Source organism: Streptomyces inhibens (genome assembly GCF_022221585.1).
GTDB classification, from domain to species: Bacteria; Actinomycetota; Actinomycetes; order Streptomycetales; family Streptomycetaceae; genus Streptomyces; species Streptomyces inhibens.
On the sequence record NZ_CP084681.1, the window covers coordinates 1,385,688 to 1,404,586 of the forward strand.

General features: G+C 67.9%; 16 protein-coding genes and 1 pseudogene. 5 read left to right on the top strand and 12 right to left on the bottom strand.

All coding sequences use genetic code 11. The features are described from left to right. Nucleotides 1-21 precede the first annotated feature (21 nt). The gene (locus tag KI385_RS06530) at nt 22-666 is read left to right on the top strand and encodes a TetR/AcrR family transcriptional regulator (protein ID WP_238571263.1); all 645 of its coding nucleotides are present in this window, start codon (nt 22-24) and stop codon (nt 664-666) included. Nucleotides 667-709: 43 nt separating this feature from the next. On the opposite strand, the gene KI385_RS06535 is transcribed toward KI385_RS06530, so the two are convergent. The 9 genes from KI385_RS06535 to KI385_RS06575 all read right to left on the bottom strand — a co-directional run bounded on the left by KI385_RS06535 (nt 710) and on the right by KI385_RS06575 (nt 8,091). Next, nucleotides 710-1,249: a hypothetical protein gene (locus KI385_RS06535; RefSeq protein ID WP_238577589.1), complete on the bottom strand. Its 540-nt coding sequence runs from the start codon at nt 1,247-1,249 to the stop codon at nt 710-712. Nucleotides 1,250-1,413: 164 nt separating this feature from the next. Further along, nucleotides 1,414-2,082: a uracil-DNA glycosylase gene (locus tag KI385_RS06540; RefSeq protein ID WP_128512722.1), complete on the bottom strand. Its 669-nt coding sequence runs from the start codon at nt 2,080-2,082 to the stop codon at nt 1,414-1,416. Between the two features lie 123 nt (nt 2,083-2,205). Further along, nucleotides 2,206-3,171: an aldo/keto reductase gene (locus KI385_RS06545; protein WP_238571264.1), complete on the bottom strand. Its 966-nt coding sequence runs from the start codon at nt 3,169-3,171 to the stop codon at nt 2,206-2,208. Nucleotides 3,172-3,313: 142 nt separating this feature from the next. After that, on the bottom strand, nt 3,314-4,084 hold the full coding sequence (locus tag KI385_RS06550) for an SDR family oxidoreductase (RefSeq protein WP_238571265.1): 771 nt from the start codon (nt 4,082-4,084) through the stop codon (nt 3,314-3,316). A gap of 29 nt (nt 4,085-4,113) precedes the next feature. Beyond that, the gene (gene fabG, locus KI385_RS06555; protein ID WP_128512686.1) at nt 4,114-4,875 is read right to left on the bottom strand and encodes a 3-oxoacyl-ACP reductase FabG; all 762 of its coding nucleotides are present in this window, start codon (nt 4,873-4,875) and stop codon (nt 4,114-4,116) included. Nucleotides 4,876-5,128: 253 nt separating this feature from the next. Next, the gene (locus tag KI385_RS06560) at nt 5,129-5,524 is read right to left on the bottom strand and encodes a DUF3037 domain-containing protein (RefSeq protein ID WP_238571266.1); all 396 of its coding nucleotides are present in this window, start codon (nt 5,522-5,524) and stop codon (nt 5,129-5,131) included. After that, nucleotides 5,521-6,345, bottom strand: coding sequence for a HipA family kinase (locus tag KI385_RS06565; protein ID WP_238571267.1), 825 nt, complete (start codon nt 6,343-6,345; stop codon nt 5,521-5,523). The genes KI385_RS06560 and KI385_RS06565 overlap by 4 nt, the downstream gene beginning before the upstream one ends. A 107-nt stretch (nt 6,346-6,452) precedes the next feature. Next, a complete protein-coding gene (locus KI385_RS06570) occupies nt 6,453-7,697 on the bottom strand; it encodes a tyrosine-type recombinase/integrase (RefSeq protein WP_238571268.1) in 1,245 nt (414 codons plus the stop codon). Between the two features lie 52 nt (nt 7,698-7,749). Continuing rightward, nucleotides 7,750-8,091 (bottom strand): helix-turn-helix transcriptional regulator, encoded by a 342-nt coding sequence (locus KI385_RS06575; RefSeq protein ID WP_238571269.1) that lies wholly within the window; start codon nt 8,089-8,091, stop codon nt 7,750-7,752. Nucleotides 8,092-9,767: 1,676 nt separating this feature from the next. Here KI385_RS06575 and KI385_RS06580 point away from each other — a divergent pair. Both KI385_RS06580 and KI385_RS06585 read left to right on the top strand, forming a co-directional pair. After that, entirely contained in the window at nt 9,768-9,995 is a 228-nt protein-coding gene (locus KI385_RS06580; protein WP_238571270.1) for a YozE family protein, read from the top strand. Nucleotides 9,996-10,458: 463 nt separating this feature from the next. Further along, nucleotides 10,459-10,821: a hypothetical protein gene (locus KI385_RS06585; protein ID WP_238571271.1), complete on the top strand. Its 363-nt coding sequence runs from the start codon at nt 10,459-10,461 to the stop codon at nt 10,819-10,821. Between the two features lie 130 nt (nt 10,822-10,951). On the opposite strand, the gene KI385_RS06590 is transcribed toward KI385_RS06585, so the two are convergent. Next, nucleotides 10,952-11,428 (bottom strand): ATP-binding domain-containing protein, encoded by a 477-nt coding sequence (locus tag KI385_RS06590; protein ID WP_238571272.1) that lies wholly within the window; start codon nt 11,426-11,428, stop codon nt 10,952-10,954. A gap of 260 nt (nt 11,429-11,688) precedes the next feature. Here KI385_RS06590 and KI385_RS06595 point away from each other — a divergent pair, with 260 nt between their 5' ends. Continuing rightward, on the top strand, nt 11,689-12,387 hold the full coding sequence (locus KI385_RS06595) for a GNAT family N-acetyltransferase (RefSeq protein WP_238571273.1): 699 nt from the start codon (nt 11,689-11,691) through the stop codon (nt 12,385-12,387). Nucleotides 12,388-12,446: 59 nt separating this feature from the next. Here the strand turns inward: KI385_RS06595 and KI385_RS06600 are convergent. Next, nucleotides 12,447-13,270 (bottom strand): annotated as a pseudogene (locus KI385_RS06600) (transposase). A gap of 894 nt (nt 13,271-14,164) precedes the next feature. Beyond that, nucleotides 14,165-14,875, bottom strand: coding sequence for a hypothetical protein (locus tag KI385_RS06605; RefSeq protein WP_238571274.1), 711 nt, complete (start codon nt 14,873-14,875; stop codon nt 14,165-14,167). 417 nt (nt 14,876-15,292) lie between these two features. Between KI385_RS06605 and KI385_RS06610 the strand changes: the two genes are divergently transcribed. Beyond that, nucleotides 15,293-18,895, top strand: a complete 3,603-nt coding sequence (locus KI385_RS06610) for a DUF6603 domain-containing protein (RefSeq protein ID WP_342593520.1) — start codon at nt 15,293-15,295, stop codon at nt 18,893-18,895. Nucleotides 18,896-18,899 lie beyond the last annotated feature (4 nt).

Genomic DNA, 18,899 nt, shown 5'->3' on the forward strand with positions numbered 1-18,899 from the left:
GGCGCGATAGGCTCCCCTGCCATGACCGTCCGCAATGGCCGCACCCCGGCGCCCGCCCCCGCTCCTCGCCATGAGCTGATCGCCGATGCGGCGCTGGAGCTGCTCGCCGAGCGCGGTATGCGCGGCCTGACCCACCGGGCCGTCGACGAAGCGGCCGGGCTGCCACAGGGCTCCACGTCGAATCTCGCGCGCACCCGGGCGGCTCTGCTGGAGACGGCGGTACGCCGGCTGGCCGAGCGGGAGGCGGCGGTGCTGACACCGGGCGAGATGCCGGCGGCACCTGCGGCTCTCACGGAGGGGGCGGGGGCCGCGGCCGATGAGGCTGTGGCGGCGGTCGCCGATGTGCTGTCCCTGGCGCTGCACCACTATCTCTCCAGGCACCGGCAGCTGCTCATCGCCCGTTACGAACTGGCCCTGGAGGCCACCCGCAGGCCCGAGCTGCGGGCGGTCTACGACCGGGCCGGCCGGGCCTTCCGGGAGCCGATGGTGGCGATGCTGGCGGCGGCCGGCTCCGCCGAGCCGGAGCGGCATGCGCTCAGCATGGTCGCCTGGTGCGACGGCGTGCTCTTCTCCTGCACGGCGGGACAGTTCCATGCGGCCGTCCCCGGCCGCGCCGCGCTGCGCGCCTCCTGCGCGGAGCTCCTCACCGGGATGCTGCGGCGGTGATGCCGCCGCTCAGCGGCTTGCCGCCGGGTGTGCTGCGACCCTGCTACGACGCATGCCCCGCGGCCTCGTCGATCCGCAGCTGCAGACGGTCGATCGCGTCCCTGAGCCCTTGGCGGTACTCACCGTCGGCGAGCGCGTTGGCCGACGCCCGGGCCCGCCGCAGCTGGGCGCGCGCATCGGCCGGGCGGTCGAGGGCGGCGTAGTCGGCCGCGATATTGAGATGCAGTGAGGGGAAGAACGCCCGCAGCGCGACGAGGGGGTGGCGGGGGCCGGGGCCGTCGGCGACGGCCGACTCCGCGGGGGCGGTTCCGGAGCTCTCGGGCCGCTCGGTGACAAAGCCCTCGGCCGCCTCCAGGGCTCTGAGGTCCCAGTCGAGTTCGTCCCTGGGGTCGTCCTGGGTGTCGGCCATGTAGTGGGCGAGGGTGCAGCGGTGGAAGGCGTCTCCCTGTGGCCCGATCTCGTGCCACAGCGCCGAGAGACGGTTGCGTGCCTCTTCCCGGTCACCGGCGCGATGCAACATGATCGCTTGGCCGATCCGGGTCAGCACACCGTCCTCGGACGTTGCCTTCCGCCGCTTCTCCACCACCGCGCACTCCCCGTATTCGCTCACCACCGTCACTGCTGTTCCCTCGACGCTAACCGCCGCAGGGGACCTTCGCTCGGTGTGCGCGACGCGCCGGTCGGCCGGGCCCGTCCTGCGGATCATGCCGCGGACCCGGGCCCGATCCGCCGGCCGGACCCTCCGGCTCAGCCCAGGTCAGGGATGCGCCAGTCGATCGGGGCATGGCCCTGAGCGGCGATCGCCGCGTTGATCTGGGTGAAGGGCCGGGAGCCGAAGAACTTCTTCGCCGACAGCGGGGAGGGGTGCGCGCCCTGCACCACGGCATGCCGCTCCTCGTCGATCAGCGGCAGCTTCTTCTTGGCGTAATTCCCCCACAGCACAAAGACCGCCGGGTCGGGCCGGGAGGCCACCGCGCGGATCACCGCGTCGGTCACCTTCTCCCACCCCTTGCCCTTGTGCGAATTGGCCTCGGCCTCGCGGACCGTGAGGACCGCGTTCAGCAGCAGCACACCCTGCTGGGCCCAGGGCATCAGATAGCCGTTGTCCGGGACCGGGTGGCCCAGCTCCTCCTTCATCTCCTTGTAGATGTTCCGCAGCGACGGCGGCGTCTTCACCCCGGGCTGCACGGAGAAGCACAGGCCGTGGCCCTGCCCCGCGCCGTGATACGGGTCCTGGCCGAGGATGAGCACCTTCACCTGGTCGTAGGGCGTCGCCTCCAGCGCCGCGAAGACCTGCTCGCGGGGCGGGTAGACCGGGCCGTCGGCCCGCTCCTGCTCGACGAAGTCGGTCAGCTCCTTGAAGTAGGGCTTCTCCAACTCGTCGCCGAGTACCCCGCGCCAGGACTCGGGCAGCATGTCGGTCACCACGTCAACAACCTCCGGTGTGTGTTGCGTTCTCCGTCACAAAACCTACCGGCGACCACTGACAACGCCGTCCGCGGGCCGATTTCCCGGGCCCGGAGCGCGCCACCGCCCGGCTCAGGCGGTGTCGAGCCGGGCACGCTGGACGGGATCCAGCCGTAGATCCAGCGCCGCCAGACTCTCGTCCAGCTGCCCGACCGAGCTCACGCCGAGCACCGGCACGACCGGCACCGGGCCGCCCATCAGCCAGGCCAGCACCACCTGGTTCACGGTGGCCCCGCACTCCGCCGCGACCTCCGCCAGCACTCGCAGCCGCGCCACCGAGCCGGGATGGTCGTAGCGCTCCGGCAGCGGCCGGTCCGCACGCGAGTAGGCGCCCCCCATCAGTGTCCCGTAGCCGACCGGCGTCAGATCGGGGTGCGCCGCCGCGTAGTCGAGGAGCTCCTCGTCGGTCTCCACCTGGAGGTCGGGCGGCAGGCCCCGGCGCGGCCGCAGATAGGTGTGCCGCTGCTGTACGGCGCGGAAGCCGGGCAGCCCGCGCCCGGCGGCGGTGTGCCGGGCCTCGGCGAGCCGCCAGGTCCGGTGGTTGCCGGCCCCGAGCGTGCCCACCACGCCGTCCTGGACGAGTCCGGCCAGCGCCTCGACGGTCTCCTCCAAGGGGACACCGCGGTCCTCGACATGTGCGTAGTAGAGGTCCACCCGGTCGGTGCCCAGGCGGCGCAGACTGCCCTGGATGGCGGCGCGTACGGTCGGCGCGCCCAGCCCCTCGGCATTGGCGGGCCATTCGGGGCCGCGGGCCGGGTCGGGCCGGGCACCGACCTTGGTGGCCAGGACCGTGCGGCCGGCCGCGCCCCGGCTGCGCAGCCAGCGGCCGAGCAGCAGCTCGCTCTCGTCACCGGTGGCGCCGGGCACCCAGCTGGCGTAGGTGTTCGCGGTGTCGAGGAAGGTGCCGCCGGCCTCGGCGAAGCGGTCCAGGATGGCGAACGAGGTCCGCTCGTCGACCGTGGTGCCGAACGGCAGCGCCCCCAGGCACACGGCGCTGATCCGGGGCCCCTGACCGCCGCCGAGTGTGCGGTAGTGCATGGCGTGTCTCGCTCTCTCCTGGCAGTCCGCTGACGCGGGGTGGTGCCGGCCCCCTGGGGACCGGCACCACGGACTCTGCCTCTTGGAGCGCACACCAAGGCAAGGCCCCTGAGGGCCCCGCCCGGCCGTCGGACCCCGGCGTTCAGACCCCGGCGTTGAGGAACAGACCGCCGTCGACGACCAGCGTCTGGCCGGTGATCCAGCCCGAGGCGTCGGACAGCAGGAAGGCCGCGGCCCCGCCGATGTCCTCCGGGACGCCGAGCCGCGCCATCGGGTAGGCGGCCGCCGCCTCCTCCTCGCGGTTCTCGTACAGCGCGGCCGCGAACTTGGTCTTGATCACCGCGGGCGCGATGGAGTTGACCCGTACCACCGGGGCGAACTCATGGGCGAGCTGCAGCGTCAGGTTCACCATCGCGGCCTTGCTCATCCCGTACGCACCGATGAAGGGCGAGGGTGCGAGGCCGGCGATCGAGGCGATGTTGACGATCGCGCCGCCGTTGTCCTTCTGCCATGCGTGCCAGGTGCGCTGCGCGAAGCCGAGCGCCGAGACGACGTTGGTCTCGAACACCTTGCGCGCGACGCCCAGGTCGAGGTCGGCGATGGGGCCGAACACCGGGTTCGTACCGGCGTTGTTGACGAGGTAGTCGACCCGGCCGAAGGCCTCCATCGCCCGCTCGACGGCGACGGCCTGGTGGGCCTCGTCGTGCGCCTTGCCGGCGACGCCGATCACCCGGTCCGCGCCCAGCTTCTCGGCGGCCTCCTTGAGGGCGTCCTCGTTGCGGCCGGTGATGACGACCCGGTCGCCGCGGGCGACCAGGGCCTCGGCGATGCCGTAGCCGATGCCGCGGCTGGCGCCGGTGACCAGCGCCACCTTGCCGGTGAGCTCGGGGAGCCCGCTGTCCTGCTCGGTCATGTCCTGTACTCCTGGAGTCGGTGGGGCGGTCAGTTGAGCGGGCCGCCGGCGACGTACATGACCTGGCCGGAGACGAAGCCGGCCGCCTCGCCGGTGAAGAAGGCGATGGCGTTGGCGATGTCCTCGGGGCGGCCGACGCGCTGCACCGGGATCTGGGTGGCGGCCGCGGCCTGGAACTCCTCGAAGCCCATGCCCACGCGCTCGGCGGTGGCGGCGGTCATGTCGGTGACGATGAAGCCGGGGGCGACGGCGTTGGCGGTGACGCCGAACTTGCCGAGCTCGATGGCGAGGGTCTTGGTGAAGCCCTGCAGACCGGCCTTGGCGGCCGAGTAGTTGACCTGGCCGCGGTTGCCGAGCGCCGAGCTGGAGGAGAGGTTGACGATCCGGCCGAACTTGGCGTCCACCATGTGCTTCTGGCAGGCGCGGGACATCAGGAACGCACCCCGCAGATGCACGTTCATGACCGTGTCCCAGTCACTTTCGCTCATCTTGAACAGCAGGTTGTCGCGGAGCACACCGGCGTTGTTGACGAGGACGGTCGGCGCGCCGAGCTCGGAGGCGATCCGGGTGACCGCCGCCTCCACCTGCTCCGCGTCCGAGACGTCACAGCCGACCGCGATGGCCGTGCCGCCGGCCGCGGTGATCTTCTCGACGGTGTCCTTGCACGCCGCCTCGTCGAGGTCGAGTACGGCGACGGCGCGGCCCTCGGCGGCCAGGCGTACGGCGGTGGCCGCGCCGATACCGCGGGCCGCGCCCGTCACGATGGCGACGCGCTGCTCGGTGGTGGACATGCGGGTTCTCCTCACCCTCGAAACCTCGACAAGCGGTCCGCCGCACCGATCCCGTGGGTGAGCAACCGCTTAGTAGCCTGAGCAGGGCTGACGCTAGAAGCCCGGCAACCCGCTGTCAACGCCCCACCACCGCGCGGTCGCCGACCTCACCTGCGGTGCGCGCCGGAACTGGCGCGATCGCATCGCACGAAGGGGCGCCCCTCCACGGCCGACGGCCAGGACGGGCGCCCCTTCGGCCGGTCGGGTCCCGGCCTCAGCGCACCAGCAGTTCCAGCAACCGCTCCGCCTCCGCGGCGGGATCGGCGGTCAGACCGGTGTGTACCGGTCCCGGCTGGACGATGGTGCTGCGCGGCGCGATCAGCCAGCGGAACCGGCGCCCCGCGTCGTCCCCCGCCGCCTGTCCGGCCCGTTCGCCGCCCGCGCAGATGCCCTCCACGGCGCCGAGCGCGGCCCGTACGCCGGCCACGTCGACCGTCGGGTCCAGGGCCAGCAGCCGGGCCTCGTCCAGATACGTCCTGGCCTCGACGAAGCGGCGGGCGTGGCAGTACACGACCACACCGGCATTGATCATCTCGCCGCGCTCGACCCGGGGCACGACCTTCAGCAAGGCGTACTCGAAGACATCGCGCCCGTTGTGCAGACCGGTCACTTCACTACCCTCCGCGGCGGCTTGCCCGCCAGCCACTGCGGTGCCTGCGAAGGCTTGTCCTTGGTGGGCTCACCGATGGTGATCTGGTCACTGATCATCCGGGCGCGGGCCAGCAGCGTGTTCACATACGCCTGGCGCAGCGTGTCCGGGGAGTCGAAGCCGGGCTCGCCGGTCAGCCATTCGTCCGGGACCTCGGCCGCGATCTCGGTCAGCAGCTCCTCGGTGATCAGCGGCGCGAACTCCTCGGCCGCCGCCACGAGATCCGGCCCGAAGGTGGCGAGCACATGGTCGGAGGCGTTGTACGGCCTGACCGAGGCCTTCTCCGCACTCGGCCAGTTGTGGTGCCAGATCATCGCGGCGCCATGGTCGATCAGCCACAGTTCGCCGTGCCAGACCAGCAGATTGGGGTTGCGCCAGGACCGGTCGACGTTGTTGATCAGCGCGTCGAACCACACCACACGGCCCGCCTCACGGGCACCCACCTCGAAGGCGAGCGGGTCGAAGCCCAGCGATCCGGGGAGGTAATCCATCCCGAGGTTCAGCCCGCCGCTGGCCTTGAGCAGCTCCTGAACCTCCTGGTCGGGCTCGCTCAGCCCGATGACGGGGTCGAGCTGCATCTGCACCAGCTCCGGCACCCGCAGCCCGAGCCGACGCCCCAGCAGTCCGCAGATGATCTCGGCGACGAGGGTCTTGCGGCCCTGTCCGGCGCCGGTGAACTTCATGATATATGTACCGAGATCGTCCGCTTCCACGATTCCCGGGAGCGAGCCGCCCTCACGCAAGGGCGTGACATAGCGGGTCGCGGTGACTTCAGTCAGCATTTTCCCAGGCTATCTGACCAACTGGCCTTACAATCAACGATTTAATCCAGACGCGTACAAGCCGAGGAATCCGCCGCGATCAGCCCTGGGGAGAATCTGGGGAGTTTCTACTGGCACGGTGGATCCCCCTTCCTCTCGAGCAGTCCGTCAATGGCGGTGCGCCCCTTGGTTCCGGCCTCCGGCATGAAGTGAGCATAGTAACCGAGCGTGACAGCCGGCGAGGAGTGCCCGAGCCACCGCGCCACAGTCACCACGGACTCCCCCGCCTCCAGCATCATCGAGGCGTAGGTGTGCCGCAGCACGTGGAATCCGTCCTTTGGCGCCGCCTCCCACTGCCACGGCTTCGCTCCTTTGGGGCGCGGCGGGATAACGCCGGCCTTGGCCAGCGCGGGTTTCCAGGTGTAGGTGTTCCACGTGTTCACGGCCACGGCGTTGCCGAATCGCGTAGCGAGAACAAGGGAGAACTTCTTTCGCGGCCTGTCTGCCCCGGGCCTCTCCCACGGGAGCTCAACCTCTACCGGCGGGAACGCCTTGACATGGCGCTTGAGCTCCTGAGCCACCGAGGGGGGCATATCGACGGTACGCGTTTTCGCCCCCTTGGGCAGGGCGAAGTACAACCTGCCGCCGATCGACTGAACTTGGCGTCGAACGCGAAGTACGCCTCTCGCATAGTCGATGTCCGCCGGGCTCAGCCCGAACACTTCGCCCTGACGAAGCCCGCACCCCAGACCAAGTACGACGGCCACTCGATGCCGAGGGCTGATCACGTCACGAACTCGCAGCGCAGTGTCCAGCGACCACGCCTCTCGGCGCTCCCGCGATGCCTTGGGCCACCGCACGGATTTCGCGTGCATCGGATTCCTGGCGAGCCGCTTGTCGTCAACGGCCGCTTCCAGGATGCTGGACAACTCGGACAAGATTCCGCGCCGGTAGTCGACCGAGGAGACCGTGGCCTCCAACTTGGCCGTGTACGCGCGCAATTCCGCCGCCGTGATGCTCCTGAGCGGGAGTTGGCCCAGATGCGGAACGATGTGAAGCCGCGCTCTCCGCTCCTGATTCTGCTGGGTCTTCGGAGTGCCTCCTCTGCCCGGCGCCCAGTGCATCGCGATGTAGTCGGCCAGGGTGATGGACCCGTCACGCGGCTCCACGAACTCCCCGCGCTCCTCGTCCGTGGCGGACCGACGAAACCACGCTTTGGCGTCCTCCAGGGTGTCGAAGGAACGGTACCGGATCCCAGGGATACCAGCGACCTTGTATCGCTTCCCCTTCCCGTAGCGAGCGGTTCTTTCCCTTTTCCCCGTTACTGGATCCTTCTTCTTCTTGATCCAGCGATCTTCTATGTAGCCGGCCAATTGGTCTCCTTATCGAAAGGGGTGGAAACGGCGCTCCACGACAGACGGCGCGTCAGATGCCGACTGTGCGGCCGGACCGATGCTGCGGAGCGGCACTCAGCGGGCTCAGAGCCGTGTTGGAGCGGGAGTCGGCCTGTTCTTGTTCACGGATCCAGGCATCCAGAGCTTTTCTCCGGTACATGACGCGACCGCGTGGCCCCATGCGGAAGCTCGGCGGTCCCTGCCGCCGGTGCCGCCAGACGTAGAGCGTGTGAGGCGAGAGGCCGAGGTACTCAGCGGCGTCTTTAACAGTCAGGAAAGCTGTGCGTGCCGCGCGGGGAGACTCAGACGGGGATACAGGTGGGCCAGGCGGGCCAGACTGAATGAGGGCATGAGGTATCGCGGATCGGCACATGAATTGGGAGTTCCTTGCTCAGAGACGAGGAGCGACAGGCGGGATCGACAGCACCAACACCACGCGCGGCACGTGCAGGGTTTGCCGCCCGTCACCAGACGGGTGCTGTCCATGCCAGAGGCACAAGCCAGGGCCGCGCTGTGCCTCCTCTCGACACGCAGCGCTGCCCTGCGTCCGTTATGACTCCACCGCCAAGCGCAGTCGAATGCGAACACCCTCGATGGTCGCGACGATCGCCGGTTTGGCCAACCGGCGATCGTGGTCTATGTTCCGCTCGCGTCCGGCTCAGAGGCCCCCTTGGCCGCCAGTCACGGCACCAGCGGGTTGGACCTCAAATGCTCGGTCCCCTTCTGGTCTGCGACCAGCAGCTCTGCCTGCCAAAGGCGCTGGAGCCTAGCAGCGACAATACGTTCCGTCCTACCAACCTGTTCTGCGATCAAACGGCTACCCACCCGGGATTCCTGACCACATAGGCAAGAATGCGGCGATCGAGGCGGCACCCGCGCTGCATCACCAAGTTCCCTCCGAAAAGGCCAGCCGCGCAGACACAAACAGATGGCCGTGGAGAGCACCCCCCGTAGTTGGATTGGGCGTGCGCAGTCCACACGTTAAGTACACCCAATACGAAGAGGACAGGTGCGGTCAGCTGGACAGAGCGCAGCGCGTGCATCGGCAGAAGAGACTCCTCATCGGGTCACCCGGTAGGCCGCTCACCGGCCTTGTGTTTCCGTGGTGTTGTACGTTGGCATAGCCCCGGAGAGGGTTCCAGTCTTTCGAGATTCTTTCTCGTCTGCCGTAGGCGAATGCCGAGACGGGAACCGCTTGCGGACGGTTATCAACCATGGCGGAGCCGCGCACCGGACTCGGAGGGCGCAGCACGGTCCCGGCCACGCGCGGCTGGCGCAGTCGGACGAGGACCGTCCGGGACGTGATCCACCGTTTCAACGCAATCGGGCTGCCTTCCTGGACTCTCGGGGGCGGGAGGCCGTCCCCGCCTGCTCATTGATGACGATGAGGATTTCGTCATTTCGTCCTTGGCACGCCCGGGTACAGCCAGGTCGTCATCTCGTTCGTCACCATCCCCGGCACCGTGGCGGTCCTCGAACACGTGGCTGGAGTCACTCCCTTCCCATGCCCCCGAGCGGGCCGCACCACTGCTCCGTCCACCGCACGGAGCGCCGCACCGTGAGAGAACACTCGCCCTCCCTGCAGCCGTTCCGCACTGTACGGACCAGTCGGCGGTTGGCCCGGCTTGTGTAGCGAACCAAGTAGCAGCAGGGCGGCTCACCGTCCCGCTCGGCGGCACCTGGGGGATGCCGCCGAGCGGATCTGAAAACGCTTCTACTCCCTGGGAGATAGGGGCAGGGTCGGCCCGCCGGTCGCGGCTCTGAAATTCTCATCGAGACACTGAAACACCGAGTGAGAACCGACAGGGGGTGTAATCGCCACCAGAAATGTTACGCACCGGTAGCCGACGATAATCAGGATTGTCGTCGGTAATCTGGACTCAACATGCTGCTGACCACGGTGTCGGACGGCGCGGAAGGCTTCAGTCACGCACGGAAGATTTCAGCCGGTACTTCAATTGCCGCACCGAACACTTCAGTGCCTGATAGGCGTTGAGCAAGGGATGCTGGCCACACGGGTCGGCATCACGAAGCCCCAGGGGGTTACGCATGTCCAACAAGCCGAGCGACTTTCGAGCCTGGCTCCTGCGCCACGTCGACGAGCAGTCACCCATCGGCGACCTCGCCCGCGACGTACGGGACGACGACGAGTGGCCCGACGGCGAACCCAAGTCGTTCGAGCTCTACAACGAGTATCTCGATTCCATGAGCGCGTGCGACGGTGCGCTGGATGCCCTTGAAGACGCATGGAGCCGCTACGACGAGATTCGGACATGAGCCTCGGCGGACTGACGCCATCCGTGCGGCGGAAGTGATCTGCGCGACCGCACGGAAGACTTCAACAGCCAGGTCACAGCCGCGCCGACTGAAATCTGCGGTGCGATCCGACACACGGGGATTTGATGGGCGCAAGAGCTGAGCTCGTCCAGATGGTTGACGCCGAACTCGTCGAAGACGGCGCGCAACTGATAGTCGCGACTCCGCCCGCCGGATCGTACGTCGACCACAACACCGTCCTCCGGCCGGGCGACGAGATCCCCACCGCGGCAGACGGGCAGCGCTATACCGAGCGGAACCATGTGTCTCCGAGGAGACCGCTCGCGCCCTGGACGAAACCGGCAGCAACGAGTTCGGGCCACGGGGATCGGCCATGCGCCGCTTCCGGGAGTGGTGCGCCAATGAGGGCCGCGTCGCCGTTCCGTGCACCACAGCCACGTACACCGAGTACGGCCGGCACCTCATGAGCCAGAAGCTCAACGTCACCACGATCCGCAACCACATGTCACTGATCCGCACGTCCATGCCAGTGGGCAAGCAGCCCGACAACAGCCTCTGCCTGCAACTCCTCAGCGACTACCGCGCCAAGAGCAAGCGGGCGTCACGCAAGAAGCAGGCATTCCCCATCACCCTGCCGTACCTCATCCCGCTGATGGTGGCCGCCGAAGCCGACAGCCGGCCGATCGGCTGGCGCGACGCCGATTTCCTTCCATCCGACTCCCCATCCATTGTTCCCGATTCGCCTGACTGCCCAGTAGAACTGGCACGCTACGGAGGCAGGTGGTGCAGGTCTACAACTCGCCCCGTGCTTCGCCCCATGGGGTGACACCGGTAGTCGATCACCGGCCGTGTTCTCAGGGATCCGGCCACGGTTGACCGACTGCGGATGGAGTATCGCGGCGGCTGGGCCGACGAGTATGAGACCCAGCCGCCACACGTCGGCGCCCCCGGACCTCTTACACCGCGAGACTGAGGTGACGTGTCCTGGTGAGCGCGACGTAGAGCGCGCGGTGGGCCTCGTCGGTGGGGTCGAGACCTCTCCGGAGCGCGGCCGCGTCGGCCTCCTCCAGCCTCACCCCGACCCGGTCCCACTCCCGCCCCTTCGCCTGGTGGCAGGTCATACCAGGGACCAGTCCCTCGCGGGCGACCTCCAGCCTCGTCCGCAAATCGGCGAGGGCGGTTCGGGGTGCCCGTTTCTGGCCCTTCGACGGCTCGACGGGCGTCATGGTGACCATTGTGGCTGCCAAGTCGGCCCAGATTCCGGCGAGATTGCCCTGGCCCGCCAGGCGCTCAAGGGCGCTACGCAGATGCGGACGCAGCTCCGCAAGAGTGTCGCTCTCCATGATGCCCAAGCTGGCCCGGGCATCGATGAGGTCGACGGCCGGCCAACCGAAGGTGCTCTGGACGAGTTCGTTCAGAAGCAGAGTGCACACAGCTTCCTGGAACTGGCCTGTCTTGGGCCTGACGGCCAGAGGAAGGATGTGAGGGTCAGCATTCCACAACAGCCTCCACTGGCGAGCAAGGACGACATCGACGTCCCCTGCCTCCCCTGCGGGAAGGACTGCCCTCTCCTTGCGGCGCAGCTGGCATGCCAACGATGTCTGGCCAGCACTGCCACGCCAGCGGAACGAGGTCTGGAGTTCACTGCGCTCGAAGCCCAGCCGGCTCAGGAGGCGGGGGACGTTCTCGGGGCGTGCACCGCGAAAGCCGTAGAGAGCCTGCCAGGGTCCCCCACCAGGGTGATGACGAGCCCCGCGTCTGCCGCAAGGCGGATGACTCCAAGGTCCAAGTCGTTCGCGTCATAGACCTCGTCGACGAGCAGGGACTGGATCGTCGTGGCGAAGTAAGCCATCACGGAGACGCGGATGCCCTCGATACGGAGAGCAAACTGCAGTACCTCACGTACTTTGTCGTGTGTGCACCGCCCTTCGACCCCGAGGTCATGCGGTGGATCCGTGACGGCAGCGTCCGTGACGAACAGCAGACTCGCGGCGGGGTCCAGGCATGGGAGAGCGAGTGGGAGTCACAGGGCTTCGGCCTGTTCGCCGTGGAGATCCGGTCCACTGGCGAGCTGGCCGGGTTCACCGGCCTTTCGGTGCCCGACTTCTTGCCGGAGGTACTGCCGGCGGTTGAGGTCGGCTGGCGGCTGGGACGTTCCCACTGGGGGCAGGGCTTGGCCACCGAGGCAGCTGCGGCCGCTGTACGGTTCGGGTTCGAAGAGCGAGGGCTGGAGCGGATCGTCAGCATCACTCAAGTGGGCAACGACGCCTCCGAACGGATCATGACCAAACTGGGGATGCATCCGGTCCGTGAGACCGTCAATCCCACCTGCGGTCGGCGAGTACGGGTGTTCGCGTTGTCGTCGGACCAGTACGTCGCAACCACTCGTTGATGGCGGCAACGAGGACGGTCGCCTCGTAGCGGACCGCGAGTTTGATGCCCCTATGGATGTCAACTGACCGCCGTTGCTGGTGTGTTGCTTCTGCCGGGGGTGATGGTCTGGTAGATCTCCCGGGCGACGTAGCGTTTGAGGCAACGGATGGCTTCGCGACGTGTCTTGCCCTCGGTGATGCGTCGTTCCACGTAGCTGCGGGTACGGGTGTCCCAGCGTAGGCGGGCCAGCACGATGGTGTAGAGCGCGGAGTTGGCCTGGCGGTCACCGCCGCGGTTGAGCCTGCGGCGCTGGGTCTTGCCTGAGGACGCCTCAACAGGACTGACGCCGCAGAGGGCGGCAAAGGACGCTTCGCTGCCCAGCCGGCCGGGGTTGTCGCCGACAGCCGTCAACAGCGCTGCGGCAGTGTCCGGTCCGACTCCGTAGACGTTCAACAGCTTGGGTGCACAAGCATCGATCGCGGTGGTGATCCGGGCCGTGAGATCGGCGATCTCCTCGGTGAGATGCATGACCCGCCGGGCCAAGAGCCGGAGCGTGCGGCGCGTAGCCGCCTCCGGGCTGGCGTCCTGCGCGGCATTCAGTTCCGGATGGCCTTGTCCGGCTGGTTGACCGCGATGTCCTCGTTGTTCAGGAAGCGTGTCAGTGCGGCTCCGTAGGAGCCGGTGCACTCCACTCCGGCCCGCCGTACCTGCCCGAAAGCACGTGCCCACGAGAGAAGTTGACGATAGCCCTCTCGGGTTGTCGGGAAGCCACGTGTGTCCAGAAGGACTCCTGTGGTGGTGATCACCGCGGCCACGTGGACGTCCTTGTGGGTGTCTATGCCCAGGACGACTTCCTCAGATGAGTCGGCCGCGTGGTGACGCGATGGGGTGTGCTGGGTCATGCTGGGCACGGTGGTCTGTCTCCTGATCGCCTCGGGAACACCGGCGTTGCCGACGTCGGGCCAGGTGCGGCGGTCAGGACTGTGACGGTGCCTGTCGCGAGGGCCCTATCGGGACACGCCCACCGGTCCGGCGGCAGCATGCACCGCCTCGAACAGCGGTCGGCAGATCAAACTCAGGGCATCAGAGCCAGTCGTACCTCGGGCCAGACCACCGCCCAAGGCGGCACCCTCACATCCTCACAGTCGTACCTCGTGGCCACGGCTCGATGTCTCTTGAAGCCGAAGAGGTACGGCAAGGCATCGTTGCAGGTCAGAGCGTGTTTCCGGGTCAGCAAGTCAGCACAAGGTCAGCGTCGGCGGCGCCGAGACGGGAAAGAGGCCGACTCCCCGCCATGCGGCGGCACGGTGTGATCCAGATCTTCGCAACGTCCGAGGTCGAGGCCCGGTGCCAGTGGTGGCACCACACTACTCCCGGCACTCCCTTGAGGCGCCGGAATTGGAGCCGCCAGTATCAGCGGGGTAACCGTCAACTCTCCGGCCCTCCCATCAGATCAGCATCCCGCCCCGCAGCAGCGTGAACTCGGCTGGCGATCGACGAGCGGCGCCCTCTACATACACCGCACGCTCTCCGCGATCGACAACAACAAGCTCGCGGGAAGCCTGAGGGCGTGGTCCCACACCGCTTCGTGCGGGGCCCAGGGCCAACGATCACTCCCGCCCCATACAGAACAGGTCGTCGGGCGTGCGCTCCGTGCGGGGCGCCGCGGTCGGGGTGGCGCCGGAGCGCGTCTGGGTGGTGGGCATCGGTGACGCACGTACGGATCCCGTTCGCCAACCTCTTGCGCATGGCTCGACAGGTCGGGCAGGAGCCGTCGGTCGCGGAAGTCGTCGCTGTCAGTCGACGATCTGGTTGACAGGGACATCGCAGATCAGGTACGGGATGCGGGCCTCGCAGGCGTTGCAGGAGTGGGCGGTCCAGGAGCTGGTGGCGCCTTTCCCGTGCCATTGCCGCATTTCGGCGTCGTCCGCGTCGGGGCCGACAAACACCATTTCGCTCATGCGCAGGTACTCGACGGACTTCCATTCAAGTCGTTTTCCGCCCAGCCCGAGCAGAAGTTTCATGGCGGAGCACGGCCTGGTCACCCCCGCAATGTTCGTATTAAGATCAACCTTCTCGCCCCGGATGGTCATCCAGCCCCGGTGGCCGGCGGGAATCGTCGGGTTCACCGACTCCCAGGCTCCTTGGTGATAGCTGATTCCGCTGAGGTGCTTTTCCCGGATCCACGGATCCGCCGTCCGCCCGCTGGAAGCGATGAGGAAGTATTCGCGCCCGCCGATTCTGGCCTCCAGTACCCCCATCATGAAGATGGCGGCCGGGTCATTCATCAGGTCGTGGTCCTGCCTGAGGTTGCGGTCGATCGTGACGAGGACATTGCGTAGCTGCGCGCTGTCGGTGACTTCTGGGATGCCGTGCAGCAGCTTCCCCTTGCTCTTGTCTTTTTTGTTCCTGGGGAAGCGGCATCGAGGGCAGGTGTCGGTCTGCTTCCCGCCGTGCAGGAGATTCGGCTCACTATCCGGCTTGCGGGGCCTTGTTTTCGGTGGCATGCGCAGCCTTCTCTCGAAGCGTCGAAGATGCGGGAGAAAATAGCACGGAGTCGCATTGCGCCCCCGTCTTACCGCGAGGGCGAGAGGGGTTTTTGGACGTTGTCGAGTGATACCCGGTCGGGATTGCGCCACCCCGCAAAGGGCACTTTTAGGCCCATCTTGGTCCAGATTCAACGTACGATATGATCGCTCTAACGGGTTATTCACTGGTACAATGTTGAATATTGTGACAAAACAGTCAAAAGCATACTGATGCCATGGAAACAGGCTAAAGCGTCAGAGGTGGCCACCCTCCGAATGGCCGGATCATCTCCGATATGAATTTTGGCGCTGGTAGCGTGCGCCCGAGTTTCACGTCGGCTTACGACGGCCCGTGCTCAGCGCGGCCCGACGGTCGGGAGGGAATGCGTTGTGGCAATGACCTGCGGCAAGCTCAAGGAATGGCTGAACGGCCTTTCCCCGGGGCAGGGGCTGGATCTTCCCGACGGAATTCCGGACGAGTTGGGAGATCTCAAGAACGCGGTGAACATCAAAGCTCTCACGGGCTGGTTCACCGTCGGATCTGGTCTCACGGAAATCGACCCGGACGCGGGCAATCTGCGTCTCAGCGGAATCGTCGCCCCGGACACGCCGACGGTCTCCCTGTGGTTCTTCACCGCCGCCGACTCGGAACCCGGGGACGACGACGCGGAAATCATCGGTGTTCAGATCGCCTTGTCGCTGAAGGACCATCCCGTGCTGTCGGTCCTCAGCGGCATCGGACTGCAGGACGTCCTGCTGGTCTACGAAATCCGCATGCTGGAGGGCGCCGCCGTTCGCGGGCTGTACGCCCAGGCGGGTCTCGCTGTCAAGGACGGGGAATCACTCGTCCTTACCTGTCCGCTGGATTTCGATGCGGAGCAGCAGAGCTTCGAGTTCCTCCTGATGCCTGAGTCAGGAAAGGAGTGGCACGTCGCAGAGGCGATCTTCGGGTTGTTCGGCGTTGCGCCGCCGTTCGTCCTGACGGACATGGCCCCGGAGCGCCTGATGGTGGCGTACGACACGGGCGCCGGAACCACCGGATTCCGGGTCGAGGCGGATGCCGGGTTCCCGCTGGGCGACGCCGACGCTGACCTCGCCCTGCGGGCTCGCCTGTCGCGGCGGGCGGACAGCGGTTACGACAAGGACGTCTCAGGGACGCTCACGGTCCAGGTCCCCGACGGTCACGGCGATCTGCGCGCACTGGGCTTCAACGTCGTGTACCAGGAGCTGTCCGGTACGAACGTAGTCACCGCCTCCTGGGCGGCCGACACGGGCGTGCCACTGGCCGACTTGGTGGCCGCGCTCGGTGTCGACCTGCCTGATCTGCCCGAGGTATTACGACCCGAACTGCATGCCCTGTCGGTGCGCTACGACTCCACGACCGGCCAGGTGCTGTTGACGGCGGCTACCGAGCGCACAGGCTGGGTCTACGCTAGTCGTCCTGGCACCGGCCCCGGCAGTCCCCGCAGCACTGCGGCCGCGCTCCGGGCCCGGCTCGGGGCGCGGGCCTCGGATCTGCCGTTGGTCGGCGAGGCGATCCCGCCCGGCGCGGACCTGGTCCTGGACGCCGTCGCCTTCACCTCGACGCCTACCGGATGGACCGCCGACCAGGCTGCCGCGCTCAACTCCGCACTGGATCAGGTCGATTCCGCGGCGGAACGCAGGCTGCCGCGCTTCGCCGCCGATAGGGCGGCCGGCCCCGGTATCGCCGTCCAGATCGAGCTGAGTATCGGGGGAGTGCCCCAAGCCCCACTGGTCCTGCCGATCACCACCGGTGCGGGCGGCACGCTGGTGGCTGCCTCCCGGGGCCCGCTCGCCGTGCGCGCGGCGGACGACACCTGGTCACGCGACCTCGACCTGGCGTTCGGGCCGGTACGGTTCTCCCGGATCGGGATCGGATTCGCGGACGGCCAGATCTTCGTCGCCCTCGACGCTGTCTTGTCGGTGGGGCCGGTCCGTCTGGTCCTGATGGGCCTGGGTCTGGGCATCGATGGGGAGTTGGACGTCGAGCCCCGGCTGCGCGGGGCCGGTGTGCAGCTGGACAAGCCGCCGCTGAAGATCAGTGGCATGGTGGAGCGCCGCACGGGCTCGGAGGTCGCACCGGGGCTCAAGGAGCAGTTCGTCGGGCTGGCCGCGATCGAGACCGGGTTCTTCGCCCTGCACGCGGCCGGGTCGTATGCCAAGGCGGTGGACGGCTGGTCGTCGATGTTCCTGTTCGGTGAGATCTCCGGGGGCGAGCGTGGGCTGTTCGGGCCTCCCCCGTTCCGGGTGATCGGCATCTCGCTGGGCTTAGGCGTCAACAGCACCGTCCGCACCCCGACCATCGACCAGGTCGGCCAGTTCCCGCTGGTGAACCGGCTGGACGGCGGCGGCAGCGGCGACACTCCGGAGCAGGTGCTGGAGAAACTGGCGGGCCCCGGCGGCTGGATCACCCCGCGTGAGGGCCAGTACTGGGGCGCGGGCGGGATCGACTTCAGCTCGTTCGAGTTCCTGCGCACCCGTGCGCTGCTGCTGGTCGAGGGCGGTGAGTCGTGGAAGGTGCTGCTGATCGGCCGCACCACGATCGACCTGCCGCGCAGCAGGGCCGTCAAGAAGCCGATCGCCCGGCTGGTGATCGATCTGGCGATCGGCTACCACCATGACCAGGGCCTGTTCTCGATGGACGCGGTGGTCGCGCCCGGTTCGTACGTCATCGACCCGGCGGCCGAGCTCACCGGTGGCCTGTCCCTGTACATCTGGGGCCAGGACCGCACCGCAGTCGGCGGTGGCAAAGGCTTCGTGTTCACTCTCGGCGGCTACCACCCCCGTTTCAAGCGGCCCGACTACTACCCGACGCCGCCGCGTGTGGGCTGGCGGTGGGCGATCGGCCCGGTGACGATTCGCGGGAAGGTGTACGCGGCGCTCACCGATGGCGCGTTCATGGCCGGCGGTGAGCTGTCCGCCAGCTACGACAAGGGCCATGGCATCCAGCTGCAGGCGTGGTTCACCGCGTGGCTGGACGCGCTGGTGCAGTGGAAGCCGTTCTACTTCGACCTGTCGATGGGCCTGAGCATCGGGGTCGCGGCCACCGTCAAGGTGCTGTTCGTGCGGGTGCGGGTCTCCCTGTCGGTGGGGGTGTCGCTGGACCTGTGGGGGCCGCCGATCGGCGGCCGGGCCAAGATCAAGGTCTGGTTCATCTCGTTCACCGTCTCGTTCGGCACCGGCCGGGACGGCGTACCAGCGATCGAGTGGCCGGAGTTCCAGGTCCAGCTGCCCGCCCCGCTGTCGATCGCCCCGCTGCGCGGGCTGCTGGTCGACGTCGACCCGGAGGAGTCCGCGGCCCGGTCCGACGCGGGGGAGCCCCTGCTGGTCTCCGCCGACGGGTTCGCCGTGCGCACCGAGGTCGCCATCCCCGCCAGCCGGATCATCTTCAACAACAACGACGACGAGCCGTTCACCGGGTCCGTCGGCGACACCATCGACATCCGGCCGATGCGCCTGCAGGGAGTGGTCTCCGAACACCGCGTCACCCTGAAACGGTTCGAGAGCCTCTACACCCCCACCGGGTGGACGGTTGACGCCTTTCGGCAGGACATGGCCAAGGCGATGTGGGGTGCGCCGCTGGGCGACCCCCGTGACGTCCTGGACGGGGATGGCCTGCTGAGCGGCTGCCTGGCCGGGATGGCCTTCGAGATCCCGAAGCCCGAACTGGCCGAGGCGGTCGGCTGGGTCGACGCGGAGGCCTTGGACGCGGACGGATTGCCGGACGCGCCGATCCCGCTGTTGGGCTCCGGGCCGGAGGGGCCGCCCTCCGCCCCGGATGAGGGGAGTATCGCCACGATCGCCGATCCGGACACCGGCATCGCCTCCGCCACCACCGCCGCCCGCCGCTCCTCGGTGCACGCCGCCCTGGCCGGCCTCGGCCTCGCCCCTGGCACCGACGAGGCGCTGACCGGCTACGAGGTCCTCGCCCGGTCCACGTTCACCAACCCGCCCATGACCACCACCGTCGAGAGGTGAACCG